This is a genomic window from Kribbella amoyensis (assembly GCF_007828865.1).
Classification (GTDB): domain Bacteria; phylum Actinomycetota; class Actinomycetes; order Propionibacteriales; family Kribbellaceae; genus Kribbella; species Kribbella amoyensis.
In genome coordinates, this window is record NZ_VIVK01000004.1 from 1 (window position 1) to 21,867 (window position 21,867).

The following is a 21,867-nucleotide window of genomic DNA, read 5'->3' on the forward strand; positions in this document are numbered from 1 at the left end:
GTCGTCGGCGTTCGCGATCGGGCTGCTGATCGTGGCGGCCGTCGGTCCGTTCGTCCTGCGCTCGGACGCGCGCATGCTCGTACTGCGGGCCGGCGCGCTCGTCTGCGCGAGTGGCGCGGTGCTGCTCGCCGTGGCGCCGAGTCTGGTGATCGCGTTGCTCGGCGGCCTGCTGATCGGGCTCGGTGGGGCCCTGATGCTGCTGGTCGTCCCGCTGATGCTGAACGGCCCGGACGCCGCGAGCCGGATCGCCCGGGCCAACGCGATCTCCAGCAGTCTGAGCATCTTCGCCCCGCTCATCATCGGAGCCGTCGACGCCTTCGCGCCGACCGGTCGCCTGGCACTCCTGCTGACCCCGCCGCCCCTCATCCTCCTCACCTTCCTCTGCGGCAGAGTCTCAACGGTCGGCGTTGCTGGAGCGGACGCCGACCGTACGGTCTACGCGACTCCCGCGCCGGACGGATCGGTCTCGGCCAGCCCGGCACCCTCAAGGCAGCGGCGGATGCGTACTCCGGCCGGTACAGCGTTCACCCGGTGGTCACGGGTGGTCCTGGCGGTGAGTGTCGAGTTCTGCTTCGTCATCTGGGCGGTGGCCCGGCTTGTCGACGCGGGCTTGCCGGCTCCGACGGCCGCGGTGCTCGGCAGCGCCTTCCCGCTCGGTATGGCAGTCGGCCGGTTGATCGGTCCCGTACAGCTCGGCCGCTGGCCTGCAGTCGCTCCCGGGGTCGCGGTGGCCGCGGTGGGGACGGTGATCGTCTGCGCGAGCGACTCGGCCGCGCTCGTCACGGTCGGGCTTGCCCTGGCCGGGCTGGGCGTCGCCACGCTCTACCCGATCACCGTCGCCGACCTGATCGGTACTCCCGGCGTGCGGCCCGCGCAGCTCGCGTCGTTGAGCGCGTTCGCCTCCGGTACGGCGATCCTCGTGGCTCCCGCTGTGCTGGCCGCGTTGGCGGGGGTGGTGGACCTGCGGACCGCCTTCCTGTTCGCGCTTCCGCTGTTGGCGGTGCTGCTGGTGATCCGGGTCCACCACCCCGCGTCGGCGGCTACGGGCGAGCGTTGCGGCCAAGCATCCTGACCAGGGTGTCGGGCGGGATCACCTTGACGTGCGGGGCCAGGCCGTCGACCACGGTCATCACGTCGTCGAGGGTCTTGCTCCACGCGTGCCAGAGGACGATCGAGTACCCGGCGGTCGAGGACGGGTCACGGGGCGCCGCGTTGAGTTCGGCCGTCACGCTCGCCTCGTCCGCGCCGGGCAGGCCGTCCCACAGCATCGTCCGCGCCGACACGACCGGCTTTCCTTCGGCCCAGACCACCTTGCCCTTGTGCTGGTCGTACCGCGAGTACTCCAGATAGATCAGCCCGTCGATCTCCGGCTGCCGCAGGTACGACGACCAGAGCCGGGTGTCCGGGAACGAGTCGAAGTCGATGATCTGCACCACGGACAGATCGGCTCGCGCCATCGACCGGCCCAGGGTGCTCGTGTGCTTGCGCAGTTCGGCCTCCGGGTACCGGCTCGGGTACACGTAGCCGCCACCGGAGGGGCCGACGACGAAGCGGTCCTTCGGCGACCGGTCGTAGTACCAGCGCAGGACCGTCGGGGCCAGGTCGGTGAGCGAAGGGGAGACCGCCCAGCCCAGGTCGAGTTCGCCGCGGCGCGGGCTGCCGAACCACCGCTGGTCGGTCGGGAAGTCGCCCAGCATCCACTGGATGTTGTCGCCGTCGGTGATCAGGAAGCTGACGTAGTGCGCGTCCGGGTCGGGCTTGGGCAGGTCGCCCTGGGCGGCCAGCGCCGGATCGAACAGCCGGCCGCGCTGCTGGAACCGTTCCTCGCGGATCCCGGACAGCACCGACAGGTTGCGGGCGTGGTCGGCCGGGATCGCCTTCACCCCGGCGTCGGAGTTCGGGCCGACGAACCGGTCCTCGCCGTTCGCCGCGTCACCCCAGCCGATCACCGCGGCGTCGTCGTCGAGTTTGCCGACCACCTCGGCCCGGAACGCGGAGTTGCCGTCGAAGAACGCGAACGCGCCCGCCATCGTCGCGTAGTCGCGCAGCCGCTCGGCGATGTCGGCGCGCTGCTCGATCACGACGTCGTGGCGGAGCCGGTGCCAGTACCGGTCCAGGACCCAGCGGTCGTCCTTGCCCCGGACGTCCATCACCTTGCGCAGCCCGGTCCGGATGGCGGTCGCCTCGAGGCTCTCCTCGACGGCCACGGCGCCGGTCAGTCCAGCGAGACTGGTGGCCACGTTCACCGACGGCGTGCCCTGCTTGTACAGCAGATACCCGTCGATCCGCGATCGGCCGAGCAGCTTCCACAGGTCACCGGTCTGCAGGCGGACGCCGTACCTATCGGCGAGGTCGCCGAGCCAGAGGTTGTAACCGAGTGACGGAAGATTCAGGTACAGGCCCTCGGTGCCAGTGCGGGCCAGGAGGCCTTGCAGGGTGGTGGCGAGGGTGCGTTCCGGCAGGGAGAGCGTGCTCTCGTCGAAGACGGTGAGCAGCCGGGGCTTCAGGCCTTTCGGGTACCCGGCGGCGGCCGCGGTGGCGCCGGTGGCGAAGGCGGTGGACGGTGCGGTCTGGGTGAGGGCGGTCAGGCCGAGCGCGGCACCGAGTCCGAGGGCGTGCCTGCGGGTGAGTCGGGGATTTCGTGCGGACATGATGCCTCCAGGGCGGATGGGGTCACTGTCCTACGTTGTCAACCGGCCGTGACGATGCCACAGGCGGCGAGCCCCGACAAGACCTCGGCCGCCTCGAATACCAGGAGAACTGTCAGCCGAGCGGGAGACCGTGGCTCGTCAGCAGGGTGCGGAGTGCGGCCGGACCGGTGTCCAGGTCGTACTGCTCCGCGTGCAGGCCGGCCTCGCGCGCACCCTCGATGTTGGCCGCGTTGTCATCGACGAACAGCACCTCGCCCGCGGGCCGGTCGATCGCGGTCAGGATCGCCTTGAAGTACGCCGGGTCCGGCTTCGCCACCCCGAGGTCGCAGGAGTAGAAGGTCTGGTCGAACCAGGCCCCGTACTGCCGTTCGTCGTGCATGATCGCGCGCCGGTACGGCTGCTGGTTGGTCGCCAGATGGCAGCTGATCCCGGCCGCGCGGAGCTCCTGGATCATCGCGACCACGGTGTCGTCGGCCGCGAACCGGTGCCACAGATCGAGGACCTGGTCGAGCTCGGCCGTCGACTCCCAGCGGGCCAGCACCTCGGCCATCGCGGTCCGGAAGTCGCCCTTGCCGACCAGCGACGGCTGCTCGGCCGCCATCAGGTCGAGGAAGAACTCCTCGGCCGGCCGGCCCGGCGGGACGTACGAGGCCAGCGTGCTCCGCCAGTCCACGGTCGGGCGCTGGATCACGCCGTCGGCGTCGAAGAGCACGGTCGTGAGAGTCATGGCGTCATCCAATCAGGGCCGGACAACCGGACGGGCCTGGCCTACCGTGACTACGGACCGCTCCCGGTCAGTCGACGCAGCGGCAGCTTGACCCCTTGACCGGTTCAGTTGGTATGCGCTTACCTTAGGCCAGGCTGAACATTTGTGGACAACTTCTGGCGTAAACGAACACACAGAGAGAGCCGCGGGTGAGGCGTCATGACAGTGACGAGACGGAAGTTCCTGGCCCTGTCCGCCGGTGGCGCCGCTGCCGCCACGGGCCTCACCGGGTGCGGTGGCTCCCGGAGTTCGCTCGGCGCGGCCGACGAGCTGAGTATGTGGGCGTGGACCGGGTCGGTCAACGACGACCTGATCGCCCAGGCCGCCAAGGGCATCCAGGGCACCGACAAGAAGATCGCGCTGACCCGGGTCGGCGGTGATTACAAGACCAAGCTGCTGACCTCGCTGGCCGGCAAGTCGATGGTGCCCGACATCGTCGGCCTGAACGACGACGTGGCCACCTACTTCCCGAACGCCGACCAGTTCCACGACCTGCACGAACTCGGCGCGGACAAGTTCAAGGGCGACTTCCTGGAGTGGAAGTGGAAGCTCGGCATCACCCCGGAGAACCGGATGATGGCGTACCCGATGGACACCGGGCCGACCGCGTTGTTCTACCGTCGCGACCTCTTCGAGAAGGCCGGTCTGCCGACCGAGCCCGCGGACGTCGCCGCCGCCGCGCCCGGGTGGAACGAGTACATCGAGCTCGGCAAGAAGCTCAAGCAGGCGATCCCCGGCTCGGCGATCACCGACAACATCACCTCGGTGTTCCAGTACGCGCTGGCCCAGTTGCCGAAGCGGTACATGACGCCCGAGGGCGAGTACATCGGCGATGGCGACCACATCAGGCAGGCCTGGGACCTGGCGGTGCGGGTGGTCAAGGAGGGGCTGTCCGCGAACGCGCAGGACGGCAGTACCGATGCCAACGCCGTGGTCACGAACGGCCGGCTGGTCGCCTTCGTCGCCGCGGTCTGGTGGGCCCAGCTCGGCCCGAAGAACGCCGCGCCCAAGACGAAGGGGATGTGGCGGGTGACCCCGGCCCCCGGCGGTCCCGGCAACCGGGGCGGGTCGTTCCTGGCGATCACCAAGTACTGCAAGGATCCCGAGGCCGCGTTCGCCTTCATCACCTGGCTGGAGTCGGCGAAGAACCAGGCCCAGTCCTTCCTCGACCCGGTCCTGTTCCCGTCGACGCCGGCCAGCTACGACGACCCGAAGATGACCGGTCCGGACGCATTCTTCGGCGGCCAGAAGATCGTCGACGTGTTCGCCGAGTCCGCGAAGAAGTACCCGGGCACGTACTTCAGCCCGTACGACTCGACCATCGGTGACCCGATCAAGGCCGAGCTGGTCAACGTCGAGATCGGTGCCAAGTCGTCGGACCAGGCCTGGCGGGACGCGCAGAGGCTGATCGACCGCGAGCTGACCAGGGTGGGGGCGATCTGAGATGGCCGTCAGCGACGCGGTACGTCCGGCCACCACGGTGCGCGGCAGCGACACCGATCCGGCCAAGCGCCCGAACAAGTTCCGGCAGGCCTTCCCGCAGTACGTCGCGGTGTCGCCGTTCTTCATCCTGTTCGCGATCTTCGGCGCGTTCCCGGTGTTCTTCTCGATCTGGCTGTCGTTCCACTCCTGGGACGGCATCGGCCAGCTGAAGTGGGTCGGGCTGGAGCAGTACAGCTACCTGTTCACCGACCCGACGTTCTGGAAGTCGATCACCAACACCCTGATCATCTGGGTGCTCTCGACCGTTCCGATGCTGCTGCTGGCCCTGGTGATCGCGAACGCGTTGCACAACGCGACGCGGTTCCGCAGCTTCTACCGGATCGCCTACTTCATCCCCAACATCACCTCCGTCGTCGCGGTGACGATGGTGTTCGGCTCGGTCTTCAGCAACAACTTCGGCCTGCTGAACGCGTTCCTGACCTCGATCGGGCTGGACAAGATCGAGTGGCTCAGCCAGCCGTGGGGGATCAAGGTCGCGATCGCCACCATCGTCGCCTGGCGCTGGACCGGGTACAACGCGATCATCTTCCTGGCCGGCCTGCAGGCGATCTCGTCCGACATCTACGAGGCCGCCAAGGTCGACGGCGCGTCACCGCGACAGCAGTTCTGGCAGATCACCGTGCCGCTGCTCCGCCCGGTGATCCTCTTCACCGCGGTCACCTCGACGATCGGTGGTCTGCAGATCTTCACCGAGTCGCAGGTGCTGTTCGGTGCCAGCGGCTCGATCGGCGGGCCGGGCGACGGCGGTCTGACCATCGTGTCCTACCTGTACGACAACGCCTTCGGCTCCAACCAGTTCGGCTACGGCGCGGCGATCGGCTGGGCCCTGTTCATCCTGATCGTGCTGTTCTCGATCATCAACTGGCGGCTGATCGGCGGGTCCGACGACGAGCGCCTGACCAAGCGCGCGGCCCGCCGGGCGCAGCGCAAGATCGCCGCCGAGCGGGCCGGGAAGGAGTACGCCGATGCGCACTGAACGAGTTCGTGAGGTGACCAGCCACGTCGTCCTGATGCTCGGGGTCCTGGTCTCGCTCTTCCCGTTCTACTGGATGCTGGTGATGGCCTCGAACACCACGCCGGACATCTTCGCCTACCCACCGAAGCTGCTGATCGGCTCGCACCTGTGGGAGAACATGGGCAACGTGCTGGACAACATCGACTTCTTCGGCGCGATGCTGCTCACGTTGTTCGCCTCGCTCGGCGTCACCGTGCTGGTGCTGTTCTTCGACTCGCTGGCCGCGTTCGCGTTCGCCAAGTACGAGTTCCCCGGCCGGAACCTGCTGTTCGGGATCCTGCTGGTCACCTTCATGATCCCGTCCCAGCTCGCGCTCGTTCCGCAGTTCGTCACGCTGGCCGAGTTCGGCTGGATCGGGTCGCTGAAGGCGCTCATCATCCCGGGCGCGGCGAACGCGTTCGGGATCTTCTGGATGCGCCAGTACGCCAAGGGCGCGATCCCCGACGAACTCATCTCGGCCGCCAAGGTCGACGGCGCCGGCTTCTTCCGGCAGTACCTCACCGTCGGCCTGCCGGTGCTCCGGCCCGGTCTGGCCTTCCTGGGCATCTTCACCTTCATCAACGTCTGGAACGACTACCTCTGGCCGCTGATCGTGATGACGGACCCGAACCGGCTCACCCTGCAGGTCGCCCTGCAGCAGCTGAACGGTGTCTACGGCACCGACTACAGCATGGTGATGGCCGGCGCCCTGATGAGCGTGATCCCGCTGATCGGGGTCTTCATCATCGGCGGCCGGCACTTCATCGCCGACATCGCCGCCGGCGCCATGAAGTTCTGACCACTCCTTCGAAGGGAACACCTTGACCTCCACTGCGCCTGGAACCAAACTCCGCTGGGGCATCCTCGGCACCGGCAACATCGCGTCCCGGTTCGCCAGTCAGGTGCCGCACTCGGCGACCGGCGAGGTGGTCGCGGTGGGCAGCCGCAGCCAGGCCTCGGCCGACGAGTTCGGGGACAAGTACGGCATCGCGCACCGGCACGGCTCGTACGCCGACCTGCTCGCCGACGACACCGTGGACGCCGTCTACATCGCCACCCCGCACCCGCTGCACCCGGAGTGGGCGATCCGGACGGCGGACGCGGGCAAGCACGTGCTCTGCGAGAAGCCGCTCGCGATCAACCGGGCCTGGGCCGAGGCGATGATCGAGGCCGCGGTCCGCAACGACGTCTTCCTGATGGAGGCGTACATGTACCGGTGCCTGCCGCAGACCAAGCTGATCACCCAGCTGGTCCGCGACGGCGAGATCGGGACGGTGCACCAGATCCAGGCCTCGTTCGCGTTCCGGTCCCAGTTCCGGCCGGAGAGCCGGTTGTTCGCCGACGACCTGGCCGGCGGCGGCATCCTCGACGTCGGCGGGTACCCGGTCTCGATCGCGCGGCTGCTCGCGGGCGCGGCGATCGGCCAGCCGTACGCCGATCCGGCCGCGGTGACCGCCGTCGGACAGGTCGGCGACACCGGCGCGGACGAATGGGCCGTGGCGACGTTGTTCTTCGACAGCGGGATGACCGCCCAGGTCAGTACCGGCGTCCGGCTGTCCGACGAGAACCGGGTCCGCGTGCTGGGCTCGGAGGGGTACCTGGTGATCGAGGACCCGTGGTTCGGCGGCGACGGCAAGCCGACCCACGTCACCCTGCACAAGGTGGGCGAGGAGCCGCGCGACATCTCCGCCGAGCCGGCCTACATCTACGCGGCCGAGGCGGACGCGGTGGCGGCGGCGATCGAGCAACGGCAGGCCCCGGAGATGTCGTGGGACGACACGCTCGGCAACCTGACCGTCCAGGACGCCTGGCGCAAGGCGATCGGCCAGCAGTACGCGAGCGAGCGGGAGGACGCGAAGATCCCGACCGCCACGGGTGCGCCGCTGACCCGTCGTGCCGACGCGCCGATGACGTACGGCGAGGTCGCGGGCGTGGACAAGCAGGTGTCGCGGCTGGTGATGGGCGTCGACAACCAGGAGACGCTCACGCATGCCGCGGTGATGTTCGACGACTTCGTGGAGCGCGGTGGGACCACGTTCGACACGGCGTACATCTACGGCGGTGGGCGTGGTGAGGAGCTGCTCGGTCAGTGGATGAGCTCGCGGGGCAACCGGGACGAGGTCGTTGTCATCGGCAAGGGTGCGCACACGCCGTACTGCGACCCCGAGTCGATCACCCGGCAGCTGTCCGAGAGCCTGGACCGGCTGCAGACCGATCACGTGGACCTCTACCTGATGCACCGGGACAACGAGGAGATCCCGGTCGGCGAGTTCGTCGACGTGATGGACGAGCACTTCCGGGCCGGGCGGATCAAGGCGTTCGGCGGCTCGAACTGGTCCACCGAGCGCTTCGACGAGGCGAACGAGTACGCCAAGGCGAACGGCAAGCAGCCGCTCACCCTGCTGAGCAACCACCTCAGCCTGGCCCGCGCGTACGACGTCCCGTGGAAGGGCTGCCGGCACGTGTCCGACGACGACTCGCAGGCGTGGTTGCGGGATCGTCAGGTCGCGCTGTTCCCGTGGTCGAGCCAGGCCCGCGGCTTCTTCACCGGCCGTGCCAAGCCGGAGGACACCTCCGACGAAGAGCTGGTCCGCTGCTTCTACTCCGACGAGAACTTCGAAAGGTTGCGCCGGGCCCGCGAACTGGCGAAGAAGAAGGGCGTCGAGCCGACCGCGATCGCGCTGGCCTGGCTGCTGCACCAGCCGTACCCGGTCTTTCCCCTCATCGGCCCCCGCCACATCGCCGAAACCCGCACCTCCCTCCCAGGCCTCTCGGTCGAGCTGACCGACGAGGAAGTCACCTGGCTGACGGAGCACTGACGGAAGAAGGTGCCGGGCCGGCGGAGGCATGATTCTCTCCGCCGGCAACCGGCGGGACCACGAGCGAGCTCGCGGCTGTGGTTAGGGTGCTGTAACCCCGGACCCCGGCGTGGGCCTGCGGCCGCCCTCGGGGGCGAACACCGCCTGCCCCACCACAGCTGCGAGCTCGCTCGCGTTCCTGACCAGGCAGGTGCCAAGCTGCCTGTTGGGGCAGCGGCGGTGGTCGGTGGAAGCGGACCTGCACCACTCACCAACCCCCTGACCACACCGCCACGCAACGCCCTCCACGCCTACTCCAGCCCGACCAAGCGGCCGGCCGCGCACGCTGGTGAGTGGTGCAGCTCCGCCTTCTCAGTTGGAGGAGACGGTGACCTTGGTGAAGAGGGGGCGGCCGCTCGGGGGCATCTTGAAGTTTTGGACGCGGTCTCGGTGGGCGCTGTTGCTGGCCAGGTCGGCCGGGAAGACTCCTACCGCGTCGTCCCAGAGGATTTGGCCCGCCTGTGTGTAGAGCTTGGCTCGCTCGCCTTGGTCGATCGTGGTGCGCGCGTCGAGGAGGAGCTTGTCGAGGTTCGGGTTGCAGTAGCCGTTGCGTTTGGCGGTGCAGAGGTAGAGGCGGGCGAGGGTGTAGTCGGCGTCGCCGGTGCCGGTGACGTTGGTCTGCAGGTTCATGTCCCAGTTGAGTTTGCCGAAGTCCTCCAGCCACTGGGCGCGTTCCTTCTCCAGCGGCTGGACCTTCACGCCGACCTTGGCCCAGTCGGAGATCATCGCCTGCGCCAGCGCCCGGATGTTCGGCCCGCCCTCCAGCGGCCACTGCATCGACGTGCTGAACCCGTTCGGGTACCCCGCCTCGGCCAGCAGCTGCTTCGCCTTCGCCGGGTCGTAGCTATACGGCGACAACTTCGGTGCGCCGATCACCCCTTGCGCGAGTGGTGCCTGCGCGACCGAGGCTAGGTCGCCGTAGAGGTCCTTGACGGTGCCGTCCAGGTTCAGCGCGTACCAGAGCGCCTGCCGGACCCGCTTGTCGTTGAACGGCTTGCGGTTGTGGTTGAACCAGTCGAAGTAGTACGTCCAGCTCGGCGTGGTCGAGTACGCGATGCCCTTGCTGTCCTTGACCTGGGCGACCTGGTCCGGCGGGATCTGGGTGAGCACGTCCACCTCACCGTTCTCCAGTCCGGTGATCCGGCCCGCGACCTCAGGGATGTTGACGAACTCCAGCTTGCTCAGCGCCGGCGCCCCGTCCCAGTACTCCGGGTTCGCGGCCAGTTCGAGCTTCTCGTCCGGCAGGAACGCGCTGACCGTGAACGGCCCGGTCCCGATCGGCTTGGTGAAGAACCCGTCCGCGTCGACCTTGCCGGCCGGCCCGATGAACAGCAGGGTCAGCGAGCTGAGCAAGGTACCGAGCGGCTTGCTGGTCTTCACCGTGACGGTGCCGTCGTCGGTCGCGGTGAACGCGGTGACGCTCGCGTACAACGGGACCAGCGGGCCGTCCAGCTTCTGGTGCCGCTGGTACGACGCGACCACGTCCTTGGCGGTGAACGGGGTGCCGTCGGAGAACTTGACGCCCTGGCGCAGTTTGAAGACCCAGGTGTTCGGGTCGGGGTTCTGCCAGGACTCGGCGAGCACCGGGACCACCTTGCCGTCCTCGACCCGGACCAGCGGTTCCATGATCTGCTGGATCGCGGTCTGGACGGCCTCCTCCCCGGCGTACTTGTGGGTGTCCAGCGAGACCGGGAACATCGCCGGCGCGTACCGCAGGGCCTGGTCGCCGGCGGCCGGCTCGCTGGCCGGCGAGCAGGCACTCAGCCCGGTCGCCAGCGCGGTCACGGCGACCAGCGCCGCCACGACCAGCTTTCGCTTCCTCAACACAGTCGTTCTCCTTCTTGCGGGCAGGGCCGTCACGCCGTGGGGCGGGTGAACGTGTAGGTGGCGGCCACCGGGTGGTGGTCGGACGGCGCGCGGCCGTCCCGGAAGTACTCGACGACCTCGCTGCTCCGGGCCGCGAGCGGGCCGCGGCCGAAGATCCAGTCGATCGCCTTGGGTGGTGAGGCGAGCGGCGACAGCTTGGTCCCGATCGGGCCGGGTGCCACCGTGGGAACCACCGGATGGGTGACCGGTGAATGCCGGCCGAGCGCGGTGAAACTGTCCAGGAACCCGGCGTTGCCGAGCTCCCACTGCGGCGGGCCGATGTCGTTGATGTCGACGGTGAACAGGCAAGCGCCCTGCCCGGCCAGCCGTTCCAGCTGTTCGCCGATCGCGCGGGCCTGGGTGACCCGGCGGTTGCCGAGGTCGGCGCGCTCGTCCGGGTGCCCGGGCCAGGTCAGGTGCGCGGTACTGAACACCAGCTCGGGGCAGGACTCGTCGGCCGGCCGCAGCCGGACCCAGAACAGGCGCGCGCCGGGGGACAGGATGCCGACGTCCTCGGCCCCGGACTCGACCAGCTCGAACAGGTCGCGCCGCCACCACAGGTTGCTCTGCGTCTCCCAGCCGTCGTCGCCCTGGACCCGGTCGTGGCCGGGCAGCAGGTCGTCGAGCAACTTGCGGGTACTGCCGCGCAGCTCCTGGACGGCGAGCAGGTCGGGCGGCCGGGTCTCGAACAGTCCGGTGATCGCGTCGCGGCGCTGGTCCAGGTGGTAGTCGGCCCACAGGTTGTAGGTCATCGCGACGAAGCTGAAGGTGCTCAAGGCAACGGTCATGCCGGCTGCTCCTCGGCGGGCTCGGTGGCGGTGGAGGTCGGGACGTTGTACGTGCTGAGGCTGCTCGTGGTGAGCTCCGGATCGACCCGCAGCGTGGTGATCGAGCAGTTCACCGGCGGATCCAGCAGGACGTGGCCACCCGGCGGCAACCGCAACGCCGCCGCGGCCGCGACCCGGATCGGCCCCCCATGTGTCCCGACCAGGACCTGGCGAGCCCCGGTGGCCGCGAGGTCACCGATTGCCGTCCAGATCCGGCTCCGCAGTTGGGCGACCGTCTCACCGCCGCCTCGGGCCACGTCCTCGCCCCGAGCGAAGGCGGCGACCACCTCAGGCTCCTCGGCGAGCACCTCGGTGAAGGTCCGGCCGCCCCACGTCCCGACGTCGATCTCGCGCCACCGCGGATCCACCGTGACGGCCGGGCAGCCGCCGTCGACGTACGGCTTGAGGGTCTCGGTGACGCGCTGCAGATCGCTGGCGACCACGGCGTCGAAGGTCATGCCGCGCAGGTACTCCGCGGCCAGCTTGGCCTGGTGCTGACCGAGCGGGCTGAGTCCGGTGCCCTGCTGGCCCTGGTACCGGTCCTCGGCGTTCCACAGCGACTCGCCGTGCCGGAGCAGGACGAGTTCGACGGTTCGGCTCATCGCACCGCCTCCACCAGGTCGGTGGCGAAGTGGCAGGCGACGGGGTGCCTGTCCAGCCTTGGTTCGAGAGCGGGGTCGGTCGTGGCGCACACGTCGTCGGCCTTCCAGCAGCGGGTCCGGAAGCGGCAACCGGACGGTGGATCGGCGGGGGACGGGACGTCGCCGCCGATGATGATGGGTTCGCGCGGCGGCCGGTTCCACGGCTTCGGGTCCGGGACCGCGGACAGCAGCGCCTGCGTGTACGGGTGCAACGGCCGGCTGAACAGCTCGTCCTGCGTCGCCGTCTCGACCACCCGGCCGAGGTACATCACCGCGACCCGGTCGGAGATGTGCCGGACCACGGACAGGTCGTGGGCGATGAACAGGTACGCCAGGCCGAGATCGCGGCGCAGGTCCTCCAGCAGGTTGAGCACCTGGGCCTGGACGGACACGTCGAGCGCCGACACCGCCTCGTCGCAGATCACCAGCTTCGGCCGGAGCGCGAGCGCCCGGGCGATCCCGATCCGTTGCCGTTGGCCCCCGGAGAACTGGTGCGGGTACCGGCTCGCGTGGTCGGGGTTGAGCCCGACGCGCTCGAGCAACTCGCGGACCTCGGTCCGGAACCGGGCCCGCGGGACCACGTCCGGGTGGATCTCCCAGGCCTCGGTGACGATCTGCTCGACGGTGGCCCGCGGGTTCAGCGAGGCGTACGGGTCCTGGAAGATCATCTGCAGCTGCCGGCGGACCCGCCGCATCGAGGCCGGTGGCAACGAGGTCAGCTCCTCGCCGTCGAACCGGATGCTGCCGGACCGCGCCTTCTCCAGCCCGACGATGGTCCGCGCCACGGTGGACTTGCCGGATCCGGACTCGCCGACCAGGCCGAGCGTTCCGCCGGCGGAGACGTCGAACGAGACCCCGGCGACGGCCTGGATCTGCCCGACCGTCCGGCGCAGCAACGAGGACCGCAACGGGAAGCTGGTGTGCAGGTCGCGGACCGACAACAGCGGCTCGGCGGAGTTGGTTGCTTCAGGCATCGTGCAGTACTCCCTCGGCGTCGCGCAGCACGTGCTCGGTGCGATGACAGGCGGCCCGGTGACCGTCGGGACGTCCGGGGGCCGCGAGCAGTACCGGCTCCCGCTCGGCGCAGACGGACTCGGCGTACCGGCACCGTGGCCGGAACGAGCAGCCGGACGGCAGCGCGAGCAGATCCGGTGGTGCGCCCTGGATCGGGGTGAGGCGTTCGCGCGGACCGTCGATGACAGGGACCGACCCCATCAAGCCGCTCGTGTACGGATGTGCGCTGTGCTCGTACACCTCACGGATCGGGCCCGTCTCGACCACGCGGCCGGCGTACATCAGCACGACCCGGTCGGCCACGTCGGCGACGACGCCGAGGTCGTGGGTGATCAGGACCAGCGACATGCCCTCCTCGGCCTGGAGCCGGGCGAGCAGTTCCATGATCTGCGCCTGCACGGTGACGTCGAGGGCCGTGGTCGGTTCGTCGGCGATCAGCAGCTTGGGGGACAGCGCGAGCGCCATCGCGATCATCACTCGTTGCCGCATCCCGCCGGAGAACTGGTGCGGGTAGTCGTCCAGCCGCTTCTCGGCCGCCGGGATCCCGACCCGGCGCATCAGCTCCAGCGCCTCGGCCCGGGCCTCCTTGCGGGACGCGCCGCGGTGCCGGCGGAACATCTCGCCGATCTGGGTCCCGACCCGGAACACCGGGTTCAGCGAGCTCAGCGGATCCTGGAACACCATCGCGATCTCCCGGCCGCGCAGCTTCCCCGCCGTCCCGGGAGCGAGCAGGTCGCGGCCGTCGTACTCGACGCTGCCGCCGGTGATCCGGCCGGCCGGCTTCGGCACGATGCCCAGGACCGCCTGCGCGGTGACGCTCTTGCCGCTGCCGGACTCGCCGAGCAGCGCGACGGTCTCGCCGGGCGCGACGTCGAACGAGGCGCCGTCGACGGCGGTCACCGTCCCGGCGGACGTGGTGAACTCGACCCGCAGGTCCCGGACACTCAGCAACGCGCTCATCACAGGCTCCTCAGCCGCGGGTCGTACCGGTCCCGCAGCGCGTCGCCGAGAACGCCGAGCGAGACCACCAGGAAGGCCAGCGCGATCCCGGGCACAGTGGAGATCCACCACGCGTCGGCCAGGTAGTTGCGGCCGTTCGCGATCGTCACGCCCCAGCTCGGCGTACTGGCCGGGGTGCCGAGGCCGAGGAAGCTGAGCGACGCCTCGGCCAGGATCACGTGCCCGATCTCGACCGTCGCGACCACCAGCACCGGCGCGATCGAGGCGGGCAGCACACACCGGCGGATCAGCCGCCAGGTCCCGGCGCCGAGGGTCCGGGACGCGTCGACGAACTCGCGCCGCCGGGTGGCCAGCGCCTGGCCGCGGGCGACCCGGGCGAACGTCACCCAGTTCGACACGGCCAGCACGATCACGACGTTGACCACGCTCGGCCCGAGCAGCGCGGCGATGAAGATGGCCAGCAGGATCGACGGGAACGCCAGCTGGATGTCGGCCAGCCGCATCAGCACCCCGTCCAGCCAGCCGCCGAAGTACCCGGCCGCGATCCCGATCGTGACGCCGATGGTGCCGGCCAGCACCAGGGTGGCGAGCCCGACGGCGATCGAGATCCTTGCCCCCTGCAACATCTGGGCGAGCAGGTCCTGGCCGACCTGGTCGGTACCGAGGAGCGCCAGCGAGCCGTCGGACAACCGGGTACCGGGTGGTTTCAGCCGGTCCTGGGTCCGGGTCGCGACCGAGTCGTAGCGGACCAGCCAGGGCCCGATCGCCGCGGCGACGACGTACACGCCGATCACGATCAGGCCGAACCGGATCCGCGCGGTCCCGGCCCGGGACTTGCGGGGGCGTACCGCGGCCGGCGCGACGGCCGGGGTACTGAGGTCGAGGTCGGTCGAGGTCATCGGTCACCAGCCAGGCGGACCCGCGGGTCCAGGAAGCCGTAGAGCAGGTCCACGAGCAGGTTGATCAGGACGAAAATGGTGGCCACCAGCAGGATCGACGCCTGCACGACGCCGTAGTCGCGGCGGCTGATCGAGTCGATCAGCAACCGGCCGACACCGGGCCAGGCGAACACCGTCTCGACGATCACGGTGCCGCCGAGCAGCGCGCCGAACTGCAGACCGACCACGGTGACGATCGGGATCAGCGCGTTCCGCAGCGCGTGGACGAGGATCACCAGGCTCTCGCCGAGTCCCTTCGCCCGCGCGGTCTGGACGTACCCCTCGTGCACCACCTCGAGCAGCCCGCTGCGGGTCAGCCGGACCAGGATCGCGAGGAACGGCAGCGCGAGCGTGACGGTCGGCAGCACCAGGTGGGACCAGGTCCCCGAGCCCGCGCTCGGCAGCACCTGCAGGCCCCGGGCGAAGACCAGGATCAGCACGATGCCGAGCCAGAACGACGGCGTCGACTGACCGAGCAACGAGAACACCGAGATCGACCGGTCGACCCAGCTGTTCGCCTTGAGCGCGGCCATCACCCCGAGCGGCAGGCCGATCACGAGCGACAGCAGCAACGCGGTGGCGGCGAGCTGGATGGTGGCCGGGACCCGTTGCAGGACCAGGCTCATCGAGTCCGCGTTGAGCCGGAACGACTGGCCGAAGTCCAGGTGCACGACGTTCGCGAGGTACGTGGCGTACTGCTGCGCGAGCGAGTGGTCCAGGCCGAGCTGGGCCCGGAGCGCGTCCACCTGCGCCTGGTCCGCATCCGGCCCGAGCATGATGTACGCCGGATCGCCGGGCACCAGCCGGAGGACGACGAAGATGATCGTGACGGCACCCCAGAGCACGAACAACGAGAAGAACAACCGCCGGACGACATAAGCCCCCATCAGGCGCCCCGCCGCCCCACCACGGTCACCGGTTCGGTCGTGTGCTCGATCCGCAGCCCATCCCGGTGGCCGTGTCGCCGCCTGGGCGCGAGCTGGTGGGCCGCACGGCGGAGGGCCGGGACGACGCGGCGGATCTGGTCGATCGAGATCGGTTCGGTCAGTTCGGCGCCGAGCGCACCCGTGCACCGGCCGTCGCCGTCGAGCACCGGAACGGCAACCATGCGGGGGAGTGCGGCGACCTGCCGTGCGTTGTGGGCGAACCCGGTCTCCCGGATGCGCCGCAGTGCCTCGTGGAGATCCGGAGTGCCGTCCACCTCGTCGACGGGAAGCGCAGAGAGGTACGCACGACCGAGCGCGCTCCCACGCAGGGACACCGCGCATCCCTGCCGTACCTCCGGGCCAGCCGCTCGGGTCGGGCCTCTGCCTTCGCCTGCGACCGTGGCGACCTCCAGGACCGTTCCTGTGGTGCGGCGGAGCGGGCGGGCGAGGACGACCAGGCAGGCGAGCCTGGTACTGACCGTGGTGAGGAGCTGGTCGGGACCTGGTTGCGGGGGAGTGGCACGGAGGACGGCGAGGCCGTCGGCGGCCGAGTACAGGTGGTCGTCGACGCGACGGGCCAGCCCGTGATCGCAGAAGGTGGCGAGGATCCGGTGCACGGTGCTCTTGTGCAGCCCGACCGCCACGGCCAGCTCGGTCACGCCGTAGGCCCGGTCCTGCCGGTTCAGCTCGGCCAGCACGGTGAGGGCTCGGCTCAGCGACTGCATGGCGACCTCGTTTCAGACGGAAGAGGTGGGGACGCGGCCGTGTTACATGAACGTTAACGGTAGCGTTAATGCACCGTAGAAGCGTGATATTTCCGTGTCAATAGACCGCCGTTCCAGAGAGCGCAACCGTCGATTGACGGTAAAATCCCGTGAACGTTAACGTCGGCCTCCATTCACCCCACCACTTCTGGGAGGCACGCGTGACAACGTCCGACGTCCGGGCCGCGCTGCTGTCGGCCGACCCGCGTCTGTCCAAGTTCTCGCCGCTGAAGCGCATCCTGGCGTTCGACGACTTCGACAGCGGGACGCACGGCTGGTGCGAGCTGCTCGGCAACTACAACGGCCGCGGCGACCTCAGTACGGTCGACGCCCACATGCGCGACTTCCGGCCGCCGCAACTGTCGGCCTGCAACTTCTTCGACATCGGGACCCACGGCGCGCTCAGCGGGACGTACGCGCTGAAGCTGGCGACCCGGCCGTACAAGGGCCACACCGCGGTCGCGATCCGCCGGCTCACGATGAGCGGTCGCGGCCTGGTCCAGCTGGAGACCTACTTCGCCTTCAAGTCCGAGGCGACGCTGGGCGGCGGACCGGAGCTGGACACCTTCGGCGACGTCCAGTGGGACGGCAACACGCACCCGTCCGAGGCGCAGTTCGGCGCGTTCACCGTCGCGACCGACCTGTGCGGCGACGGCGGCCTGCGGTACCACACGGTCGCGCGGTACCAGAACACCGATCTGGACAACCGGTTCACCCGGCAGTGGGTCGCACCGACCGTGCCGGAGCCGACGCCCCGCGAGCACTTCGAGGGCAAGGTCAAGCTGGAGTACGCCGCGGACTTCACCGCGCCGAACCCGGAGGACTGGAAGCCGTTCGGCGAGCCGCAGGAGCTCTGCTACAACGAGGTGCCGACCAAGGTGAACTGGCACTACCTGCGCTGGCTGGTCGACACCGATGCGCGCCGCAACGTCGAGCTCCAGGTCAACGACCGGGTGATGGACATGCGCGACGTCCCGGTGCCGCCGTACGAGGAACGGTACGAGACGCTCGAGAACCTGCTGAACTTCTACTTCTCGGTCCGGACCCACTCGGCGGTGCGCAACTTCCTGTTCCTGGACTCGGTCCTCATCTCGGTGGATTGGTAGGCGACATGCGACAGTCGATGACCGCGGTGCTGGAACGCGACACCGAGTTCCAGAAAGACTTCGAGACCGAGCCGTACGAGGTGGCGTGGGCGGGCGAGGCGCGCTGGTTCGTCCAGCACGTCGGCGGCGACGGCACCGCGCGGTACGTCACCCAGGTGTCGCCGGACGGCATCACCTGGTGCGACCTGGACGGGGACGAGCACGTCGCCGCGCCTGGTGCGCTGGTCTCCTGGCCGGCCAGCGGGTTCGGTCACTGGCTGCGGTTGCGCGCCGTGGTCGAGGGCACCGCGGTGGTGCGGATCCATCTGGCGGTGAAGGCATAGTGTTCTCTGCCTGAACGGCGGGCTACGGGGAGGTCTGATGGTGGAGGCGCGGCGTCCGACGTTGCGCGACATCGCCGCGGCGCTGGGGTTGTCGATCAACACCGTGTCGCGGGCGCTGGGCGACAAGGACAGCGTCAGCGCGGCGACGCGGTCCGCGGTGCAGGCCGAGGCGGCCCGGATCGGCTACGTGCCGAACTCGCTGGCCCGGTCGCTCGTGCTCGGTTCGGCGATGACGCTCGGCCTGGTCATCACCAACCCGTCCAACCCGTTCTACGCCCAGCTGATCAGCAGTATCGAGCTCCGGGTCCGCGCCCAGGGGTACTCGCTGCTGTTGCTGGTCACCGACGAGAGCGTGGAGAACGAGAAGCGGGCGACCGACGCGCTGCTGCGTTCCGCGGTCGACGGCGCCGTGGTGGTCCCGGTCCAGGCCGACTGGGACCACTGGCGCCGGGTCCGCGACTCCGGGATCCCGATGGTGTTCGTCAACCGTGACGTGCCCGAGCTCGACTGCGACATGGTCGGCGTGGACAACGAACGCGGTGGCTACGAGGCGACCTCCCACCTGATCTCCGGCGGCGCCCGGAAGCTGCTGGTGCTGGAGGAGGACCTGCCGATCACCACCACCGCGGACCGGGTGGCCGGATTCCGCCGGGCGATGGCGGACGCGGGACTCGAGGTCTCCGCGGCCACCGTCCGCGCCGTACCGACCAAGCGGTACGAGTCGCTGGCGTTGCCGTGGCAGCCGGAAGAGGCGTACCGGTTCGCGTCGTCGTTGCTGGCCGAGGGGGATCGGCCGGACGGGATCGTGACCGGGAACGACTACTTCGCGCTCGGTCTGCTCCGGGTGCTGGCGGAGCTCGGTCTGGCGGTCCCGGGCGACGTAGCGGTGACCGGGTACGGCGACCATCCGTACGCGGGGTATCTTCAGACACCACTGACGACCGTGCGGCTCCCCGCGGCGGAAGTCGGTACGACCGCGGTGGACCTGTTGCTGCGGCGCATCCGGGAAGGCAGTGGCGGCCGGCCACGCAAGACGTTGATCCGGCCGGAACTCGTCGTCCGGGCGTCGTCGGCGACCGGCTGATCGGCGGCCGGCGTGGCGTGGCTCACGCGGCCGGGACCGAATTGGTCGTGCTCGCAGCCCTGTGTAACATGGTCTGTCGGTGCCACGACCCTGAACACGGAGAATCATGTCTAAGAAGTGCGATGTTTGCGGCAAGCAGCCGACGTTCGGCAACAGTGTTGCGCGGCTGGGTAAGGGCGCGATGATCCGCCGGGTCAAGGCGCGTACGCCGCGGCGGTTCAACCCGAACATCCAGCCCGTGCGGGCGATCATCAAGGGCACGCCCACCAAGCTGAAGGTGTGCACCTCCTGCATCAAGGCCAACAAGGTCCAGCGCGTCGTCGGCTAGTTCTTCCGGCCGTTCCTGACGGCCGGTCCTCCGTACAGGGCCTTTCAGTAGGCGCTCGGGCATCGTCCCGGGCGCCTACTGCTGTTTGCTGCCTACGGCCGGCGGCCGATGACGGTGAGCTCGCGGCGGTTGTGGTGCAGCTGGCGGGCGTGCAGGATGTCGTACTCCTTGGCGAGGACGTCGAGACCGCGCCGGGCCGAGTCCAGCGGATTGCGGCCGCCGCCCTTCAACGTGACGACGGCGAGCGCGCCGCGACGCAGGTGCGGTACGGCGTCGAGCATCACCCGGGCACTCAGTACCTGATCCATCCGCATGTCGTTCACCACGACGTCGAAGCGGACCTGGTTCCGCCGGAAGAACTCGCCGGCCGTGGTCCCGACGTGGTGGATCCGCCGGTCCCCGCGCAACCGCGGATCCAGCGACCCCGGATCGACCGACCACACCTCCTGGTCGTGCTGCCGCAGGATCCTGGTCCAGCCACCCGGACTGGCCCCGAGGTCGAGCGCCTTCCCACCGGGACGAAGGTCCAGCCCGAAGGTCGCGATCGCCTCCTCCAGCTTGAACTCCGACCGCGATACCCGCTCCTCCGCCCGAGCCAGCCGCATCCGCCCCCCGGGCCAGTCCGACAAGCTGTGCTGCCGTTCGTTGAGCCCGAGCAGGACGACCTTGTCGGTGACGAAACAGGAAACGATGTTGTCCTGCCCGGACCTGGTGACCTCGACTCCCCGAGCCCCGAGGCCTTCAGCCAACAGGTGGTAGTACGAACCGCCCGTCCCCGCGCCGTCGGTCCACGTCTGCACGGCGAGCACCGACGGATGCCGCGGTACCTCGGCCAGTACCAGCTCGGCCAGCTCGTACGGCGGCGGAACGTCGTCGGGCGCGAAACTCGCGATCTCCCGGGTGAGGTGGCGGACGAACATGATCCGGCCCTCGTCGCAGCAGACAGCGAGCTCGGCGATCGGGGGAGCACCTTCGACGATCCGGCCGAGGTCGGCGCTCACCCGCTCACACCGCAGGTCCCGGCCGAACTCCTCGCGAAGCTCCCGCACCACCAACTCGTAACTGTCGGTCGCCACCGAGAAGAGGACCCCCGCACCCGTCACGCGCAAAGCAACCCCTCACCTCGAGTCCCAACCACAGCCCGTCGATCGTAACCGCCCCCACCCCGACCCCACGCCCACGCTCCCACCAACAACCTCCCGCCCCTGAACACTTTGAGCACGCATCAGCCACCCGCGCGCCTCCGTACCTCGACTTTGGGCACGCACCAGCCACCTCCCGCCCCTCGGACCTCGACCTTGAGCACCCGTCAGCTACGGATCGCTGCGGTGGGTGACCGGCTGGTGCACAAGGTGGGCCGCGTGCTGCCACGGCTGCTGCGTACTTCCTTCCGGTACCGGGCCGGCGCGGGCCTCGTGCGCGGCGGGGCTGGCGTCACTGGACTTTGGGCACGCACCAGGCAGTTGCGGCCCGAGTACGTCGACTTTGAGCACCCGGCAGCTACGGATCGCTGCGGTGGGTGACCGGCTGGTGCACAAGGTGGGCCGCGTGCTGCCACGGCTGCTGCCTACTTCCGGTACCGCGGGCTGCGGGAACCTCCGCCGGGTAACGGGGGGACGGCCGGTGAGGTGGGTTGACCTTGTGCGCCCACCGACCACGTTCGTCGCCCAGCACCTCGACTTTGGGCACGTGCCAGCCACCTCGCGCCCCATGGACCTCGACCTTGAGCACCCGTCAGCCAGGGAGCGCCGGGATGGGTGACCGGCCGGCGCACAAAGTGGCGGGTTTCGGTGTACTGCGGGCCTGCTCGGGGGCTCGTGCGTTGTGGGGCTGAGGTCGCTGGACTTTGGGCACGCACCAGCCAGTTGCGGCCCGAGTACGTCGACTTTGAGCACCCGGCAGCCGCGGATCGCCGCGGTGGGTGACTGGCTGGTGCACAAGGTGGCGGGTTGGGTGTACTGCGGGCCCGCTCGAGGCTCGTGCGTTGTGGGGCTGGACTTTGAGCACGCACCAGCCAGCCGGCGCCCCAGCTCGTCGACTTTGAGCACCCCTCAGCCACCGAGCGACCTGGTGGGTGACCGGCCGGTGCACAAAGTGGCGGGGGTGGGGGACATTGTGCGCGGGCTGGTCGTGGGTGGGTGGTGGCTTTGGTTGGTGCGTGCTCAAAGAGGTGACGTGGCCGGCGGGGCGGCGGGGCGGGGGGACGCGAGTGGGTTGGGTACGCGAGCCCCCAGCGGGGGACGCGAGCCCGCGGGGTTGGCGAGTGGATGTGGTGCACGGGGTTCGCCGGGTGCCCGGGGCGTCGGGTCGCGAGGGCA

General features: G+C 69.5%; 20 protein-coding genes. 9 read left to right on the top strand and 11 right to left on the bottom strand.

Annotation, left to right across the window (positions count from 1 at the left end; translation table 11 throughout):
- Positions 1-1,072, top strand: a 1,072-nt coding sequence (locus FB561_RS38130) for a hypothetical protein (RefSeq protein WP_170284962.1), incomplete at its 5' end; no start/stop codon positions are given.
- Here the strand turns inward: FB561_RS38130 and FB561_RS36575 are convergent.
- The gene (locus FB561_RS36575) at positions 1,041-2,651 is read right to left on the bottom strand and encodes a GxGYxYP domain-containing protein (RefSeq protein ID WP_145814692.1); all 1,611 of its coding nucleotides are present in this window, start codon (positions 2,649-2,651) and stop codon (positions 1,041-1,043) included. The two genes, FB561_RS38130 and FB561_RS36575, sit on opposite strands and share 32 nt — an antisense overlap.
- A 112-nt stretch (positions 2,652-2,763) precedes the next feature.
- Complete coding sequence (locus tag FB561_RS36580; RefSeq protein WP_145814693.1) at positions 2,764-3,378, bottom strand: HAD-IA family hydrolase; 615 nt, start codon at positions 3,376-3,378, stop codon at positions 2,764-2,766.
- A 198-nt stretch (positions 3,379-3,576) separates the two neighbouring features.
- Here FB561_RS36580 and FB561_RS36585 point away from each other — a divergent pair, with 198 nt between their 5' ends.
- From FB561_RS36585 to FB561_RS36600, 4 genes are read left to right on the top strand one after another with little or no spacing between them, the layout of a single operon-like run.
- Positions 3,577-4,860, top strand: a complete 1,284-nt coding sequence (locus tag FB561_RS36585; RefSeq protein ID WP_145814694.1) for an ABC transporter substrate-binding protein — start codon at positions 3,577-3,579, stop codon at positions 4,858-4,860.
- Position 4,861: 1 nt separating this feature from the next.
- Entirely contained in the window at positions 4,862-5,896 is a 1,035-nt protein-coding gene (locus tag FB561_RS36590) for a carbohydrate ABC transporter permease (protein WP_145814695.1), read from the top strand.
- A complete protein-coding gene (locus tag FB561_RS36595) occupies positions 5,886-6,713 on the top strand; it encodes a carbohydrate ABC transporter permease (RefSeq protein WP_145814696.1) in 828 nt (275 codons plus the stop codon). Before FB561_RS36590 ends, FB561_RS36595 begins: the two co-directional genes overlap by 11 nt.
- 22 nt (positions 6,714-6,735) lie before the next feature.
- The gene (locus FB561_RS36600) at positions 6,736-8,733 is read left to right on the top strand and encodes an aldo/keto reductase (RefSeq protein WP_145814697.1); all 1,998 of its coding nucleotides are present in this window, start codon (positions 6,736-6,738) and stop codon (positions 8,731-8,733) included.
- Positions 8,734-9,084: 351 nt separating this feature from the next.
- Here the strand turns inward: FB561_RS36600 and FB561_RS36605 are convergent, their stop codons facing one another.
- From FB561_RS36605 to FB561_RS36640, 8 genes are read right to left on the bottom strand one after another with little or no spacing between them, the layout of a single operon-like run.
- Positions 9,085-10,599, bottom strand: coding sequence for an ABC transporter substrate-binding protein (locus FB561_RS36605; protein ID WP_145814698.1), 1,515 nt, complete (start codon positions 10,597-10,599; stop codon positions 9,085-9,087).
- Positions 10,600-10,628: 29 nt separating this feature from the next.
- Entirely contained in the window at positions 10,629-11,426 is a 798-nt protein-coding gene (locus tag FB561_RS36610) for an endonuclease/exonuclease/phosphatase family protein (protein ID WP_145814699.1), read from the bottom strand.
- Positions 11,423-12,067, bottom strand: a complete 645-nt coding sequence (locus tag FB561_RS36615; RefSeq protein WP_145814700.1) for a histidine phosphatase family protein — start codon at positions 12,065-12,067, stop codon at positions 11,423-11,425. Before FB561_RS36615 ends, FB561_RS36610 begins: the two co-directional genes overlap by 4 nt.
- Positions 12,064-13,080: an ABC transporter ATP-binding protein gene (locus tag FB561_RS36620; protein WP_145814701.1), complete on the bottom strand. Its 1,017-nt coding sequence runs from the start codon at positions 13,078-13,080 to the stop codon at positions 12,064-12,066. The genes FB561_RS36615 and FB561_RS36620 overlap by 4 nt, the downstream gene beginning before the upstream one ends.
- Positions 13,073-14,080 (bottom strand): ABC transporter ATP-binding protein, encoded by a 1,008-nt coding sequence (locus FB561_RS36625; protein ID WP_145814702.1) that lies wholly within the window; start codon positions 14,078-14,080, stop codon positions 13,073-13,075. The genes FB561_RS36620 and FB561_RS36625 overlap by 8 nt, the downstream gene beginning before the upstream one ends.
- Positions 14,080-14,979, bottom strand: a complete 900-nt coding sequence (locus FB561_RS36630; RefSeq protein ID WP_145814703.1) for an ABC transporter permease — start codon at positions 14,977-14,979, stop codon at positions 14,080-14,082. The genes FB561_RS36625 and FB561_RS36630 overlap by 1 nt, the downstream gene beginning before the upstream one ends.
- Positions 14,976-15,905: a nickel ABC transporter permease gene (gene nikB, locus FB561_RS36635; RefSeq protein WP_145814704.1), complete on the bottom strand. Its 930-nt coding sequence runs from the start codon at positions 15,903-15,905 to the stop codon at positions 14,976-14,978. Before nikB ends, FB561_RS36630 begins: the two co-directional genes overlap by 4 nt.
- On the bottom strand, positions 15,905-16,669 hold the full coding sequence (locus FB561_RS36640) for a helix-turn-helix domain-containing protein (protein ID WP_145814705.1): 765 nt from the start codon (positions 16,667-16,669) through the stop codon (positions 15,905-15,907). The genes nikB and FB561_RS36640 overlap by 1 nt, the downstream gene beginning before the upstream one ends.
- 200 nt (positions 16,670-16,869) lie before the next feature.
- Here FB561_RS36640 and FB561_RS36645 point away from each other — a divergent pair, with 200 nt between their 5' ends.
- The 4 genes from FB561_RS36645 (at position 16,870) to rpmB (ending at position 19,549) form a co-directional block, all read left to right on the top strand.
- A complete protein-coding gene (locus FB561_RS36645; protein ID WP_145814706.1) occupies positions 16,870-17,814 on the top strand; it encodes a DUF6772 family protein in 945 nt (314 codons plus the stop codon).
- Positions 17,815-17,819: 5 nt separating this feature from the next.
- A complete protein-coding gene (locus tag FB561_RS36650; protein WP_145814707.1) occupies positions 17,820-18,137 on the top strand; it encodes a hypothetical protein in 318 nt (105 codons plus the stop codon).
- 37 nt (positions 18,138-18,174) lie between these two features.
- On the top strand, positions 18,175-19,221 hold the full coding sequence (locus FB561_RS36655) for a LacI family DNA-binding transcriptional regulator (RefSeq protein ID WP_145814708.1): 1,047 nt from the start codon (positions 18,175-18,177) through the stop codon (positions 19,219-19,221).
- Between the two features lie 106 nt (positions 19,222-19,327).
- Positions 19,328-19,549 (top strand): 50S ribosomal protein L28, encoded by a 222-nt coding sequence (rpmB, locus tag FB561_RS36660; RefSeq protein ID WP_145814709.1) that lies wholly within the window; start codon positions 19,328-19,330, stop codon positions 19,547-19,549.
- Between the two features lie 92 nt (positions 19,550-19,641).
- Here rpmB and FB561_RS36665 read toward each other — a convergent pair whose 3' ends face one another.
- Positions 19,642-20,652: an SAM-dependent methyltransferase gene (locus FB561_RS36665; protein ID WP_145814710.1), complete on the bottom strand. Its 1,011-nt coding sequence runs from the start codon at positions 20,650-20,652 to the stop codon at positions 19,642-19,644.
- Positions 20,653-21,867: the final 1,215 nt, after the last annotated feature.

Coding starts and splice junctions, on each gene's coding strand:
- FB561_RS36575 (WP_145814692.1), bottom strand. CDS start 2,651: ATGTCCGCACGAAATCCCCGACTCACCCGCAGGCACGCCCTCGGACTC.
- FB561_RS36580 (WP_145814693.1), bottom strand. CDS start 3,378: ATGACTCTCACGACCGTGCTCTTCGACGCCGACGGCGTGATCCAGCGC.
- FB561_RS36585 (WP_145814694.1), top strand. CDS start 3,577: ATGACAGTGACGAGACGGAAGTTCCTGGCCCTGTCCGCCGGTGGCGCC.
- FB561_RS36590 (WP_145814695.1), top strand. CDS start 4,862: ATGGCCGTCAGCGACGCGGTACGTCCGGCCACCACGGTGCGCGGCAGC.
- FB561_RS36595 (WP_145814696.1), top strand. CDS start 5,886: ATGCGCACTGAACGAGTTCGTGAGGTGACCAGCCACGTCGTCCTGATG.
- FB561_RS36610 (WP_145814699.1), bottom strand. CDS start 11,426: ATGACCGTTGCCTTGAGCACCTTCAGCTTCGTCGCGATGACCTACAAC.
- FB561_RS36615 (WP_145814700.1), bottom strand. CDS start 12,067: ATGAGCCGAACCGTCGAACTCGTCCTGCTCCGGCACGGCGAGTCGCTG.
- FB561_RS36620 (WP_145814701.1), bottom strand. CDS start 13,080: ATGCCTGAAGCAACCAACTCCGCCGAGCCGCTGTTGTCGGTCCGCGAC.
- FB561_RS36625 (WP_145814702.1), bottom strand. CDS start 14,080: ATGAGCGCGTTGCTGAGTGTCCGGGACCTGCGGGTCGAGTTCACCACG.
- FB561_RS36630 (WP_145814703.1), bottom strand. CDS start 14,979: ATGACCTCGACCGACCTCGACCTCAGTACCCCGGCCGTCGCGCCGGCC.
- nikB (WP_145814704.1), bottom strand. CDS start 15,905: ATGGGGGCTTATGTCGTCCGGCGGTTGTTCTTCTCGTTGTTCGTGCTC.
- FB561_RS36640 (WP_145814705.1), bottom strand. CDS start 16,669: ATGCAGTCGCTGAGCCGAGCCCTCACCGTGCTGGCCGAGCTGAACCGG.
- FB561_RS36650 (WP_145814707.1), top strand. CDS start 17,820: ATGCGACAGTCGATGACCGCGGTGCTGGAACGCGACACCGAGTTCCAG.
- FB561_RS36655 (WP_145814708.1), top strand. CDS start 18,175: ATGGTGGAGGCGCGGCGTCCGACGTTGCGCGACATCGCCGCGGCGCTG.
- rpmB (WP_145814709.1), top strand. CDS start 19,328: ATGTCTAAGAAGTGCGATGTTTGCGGCAAGCAGCCGACGTTCGGCAAC.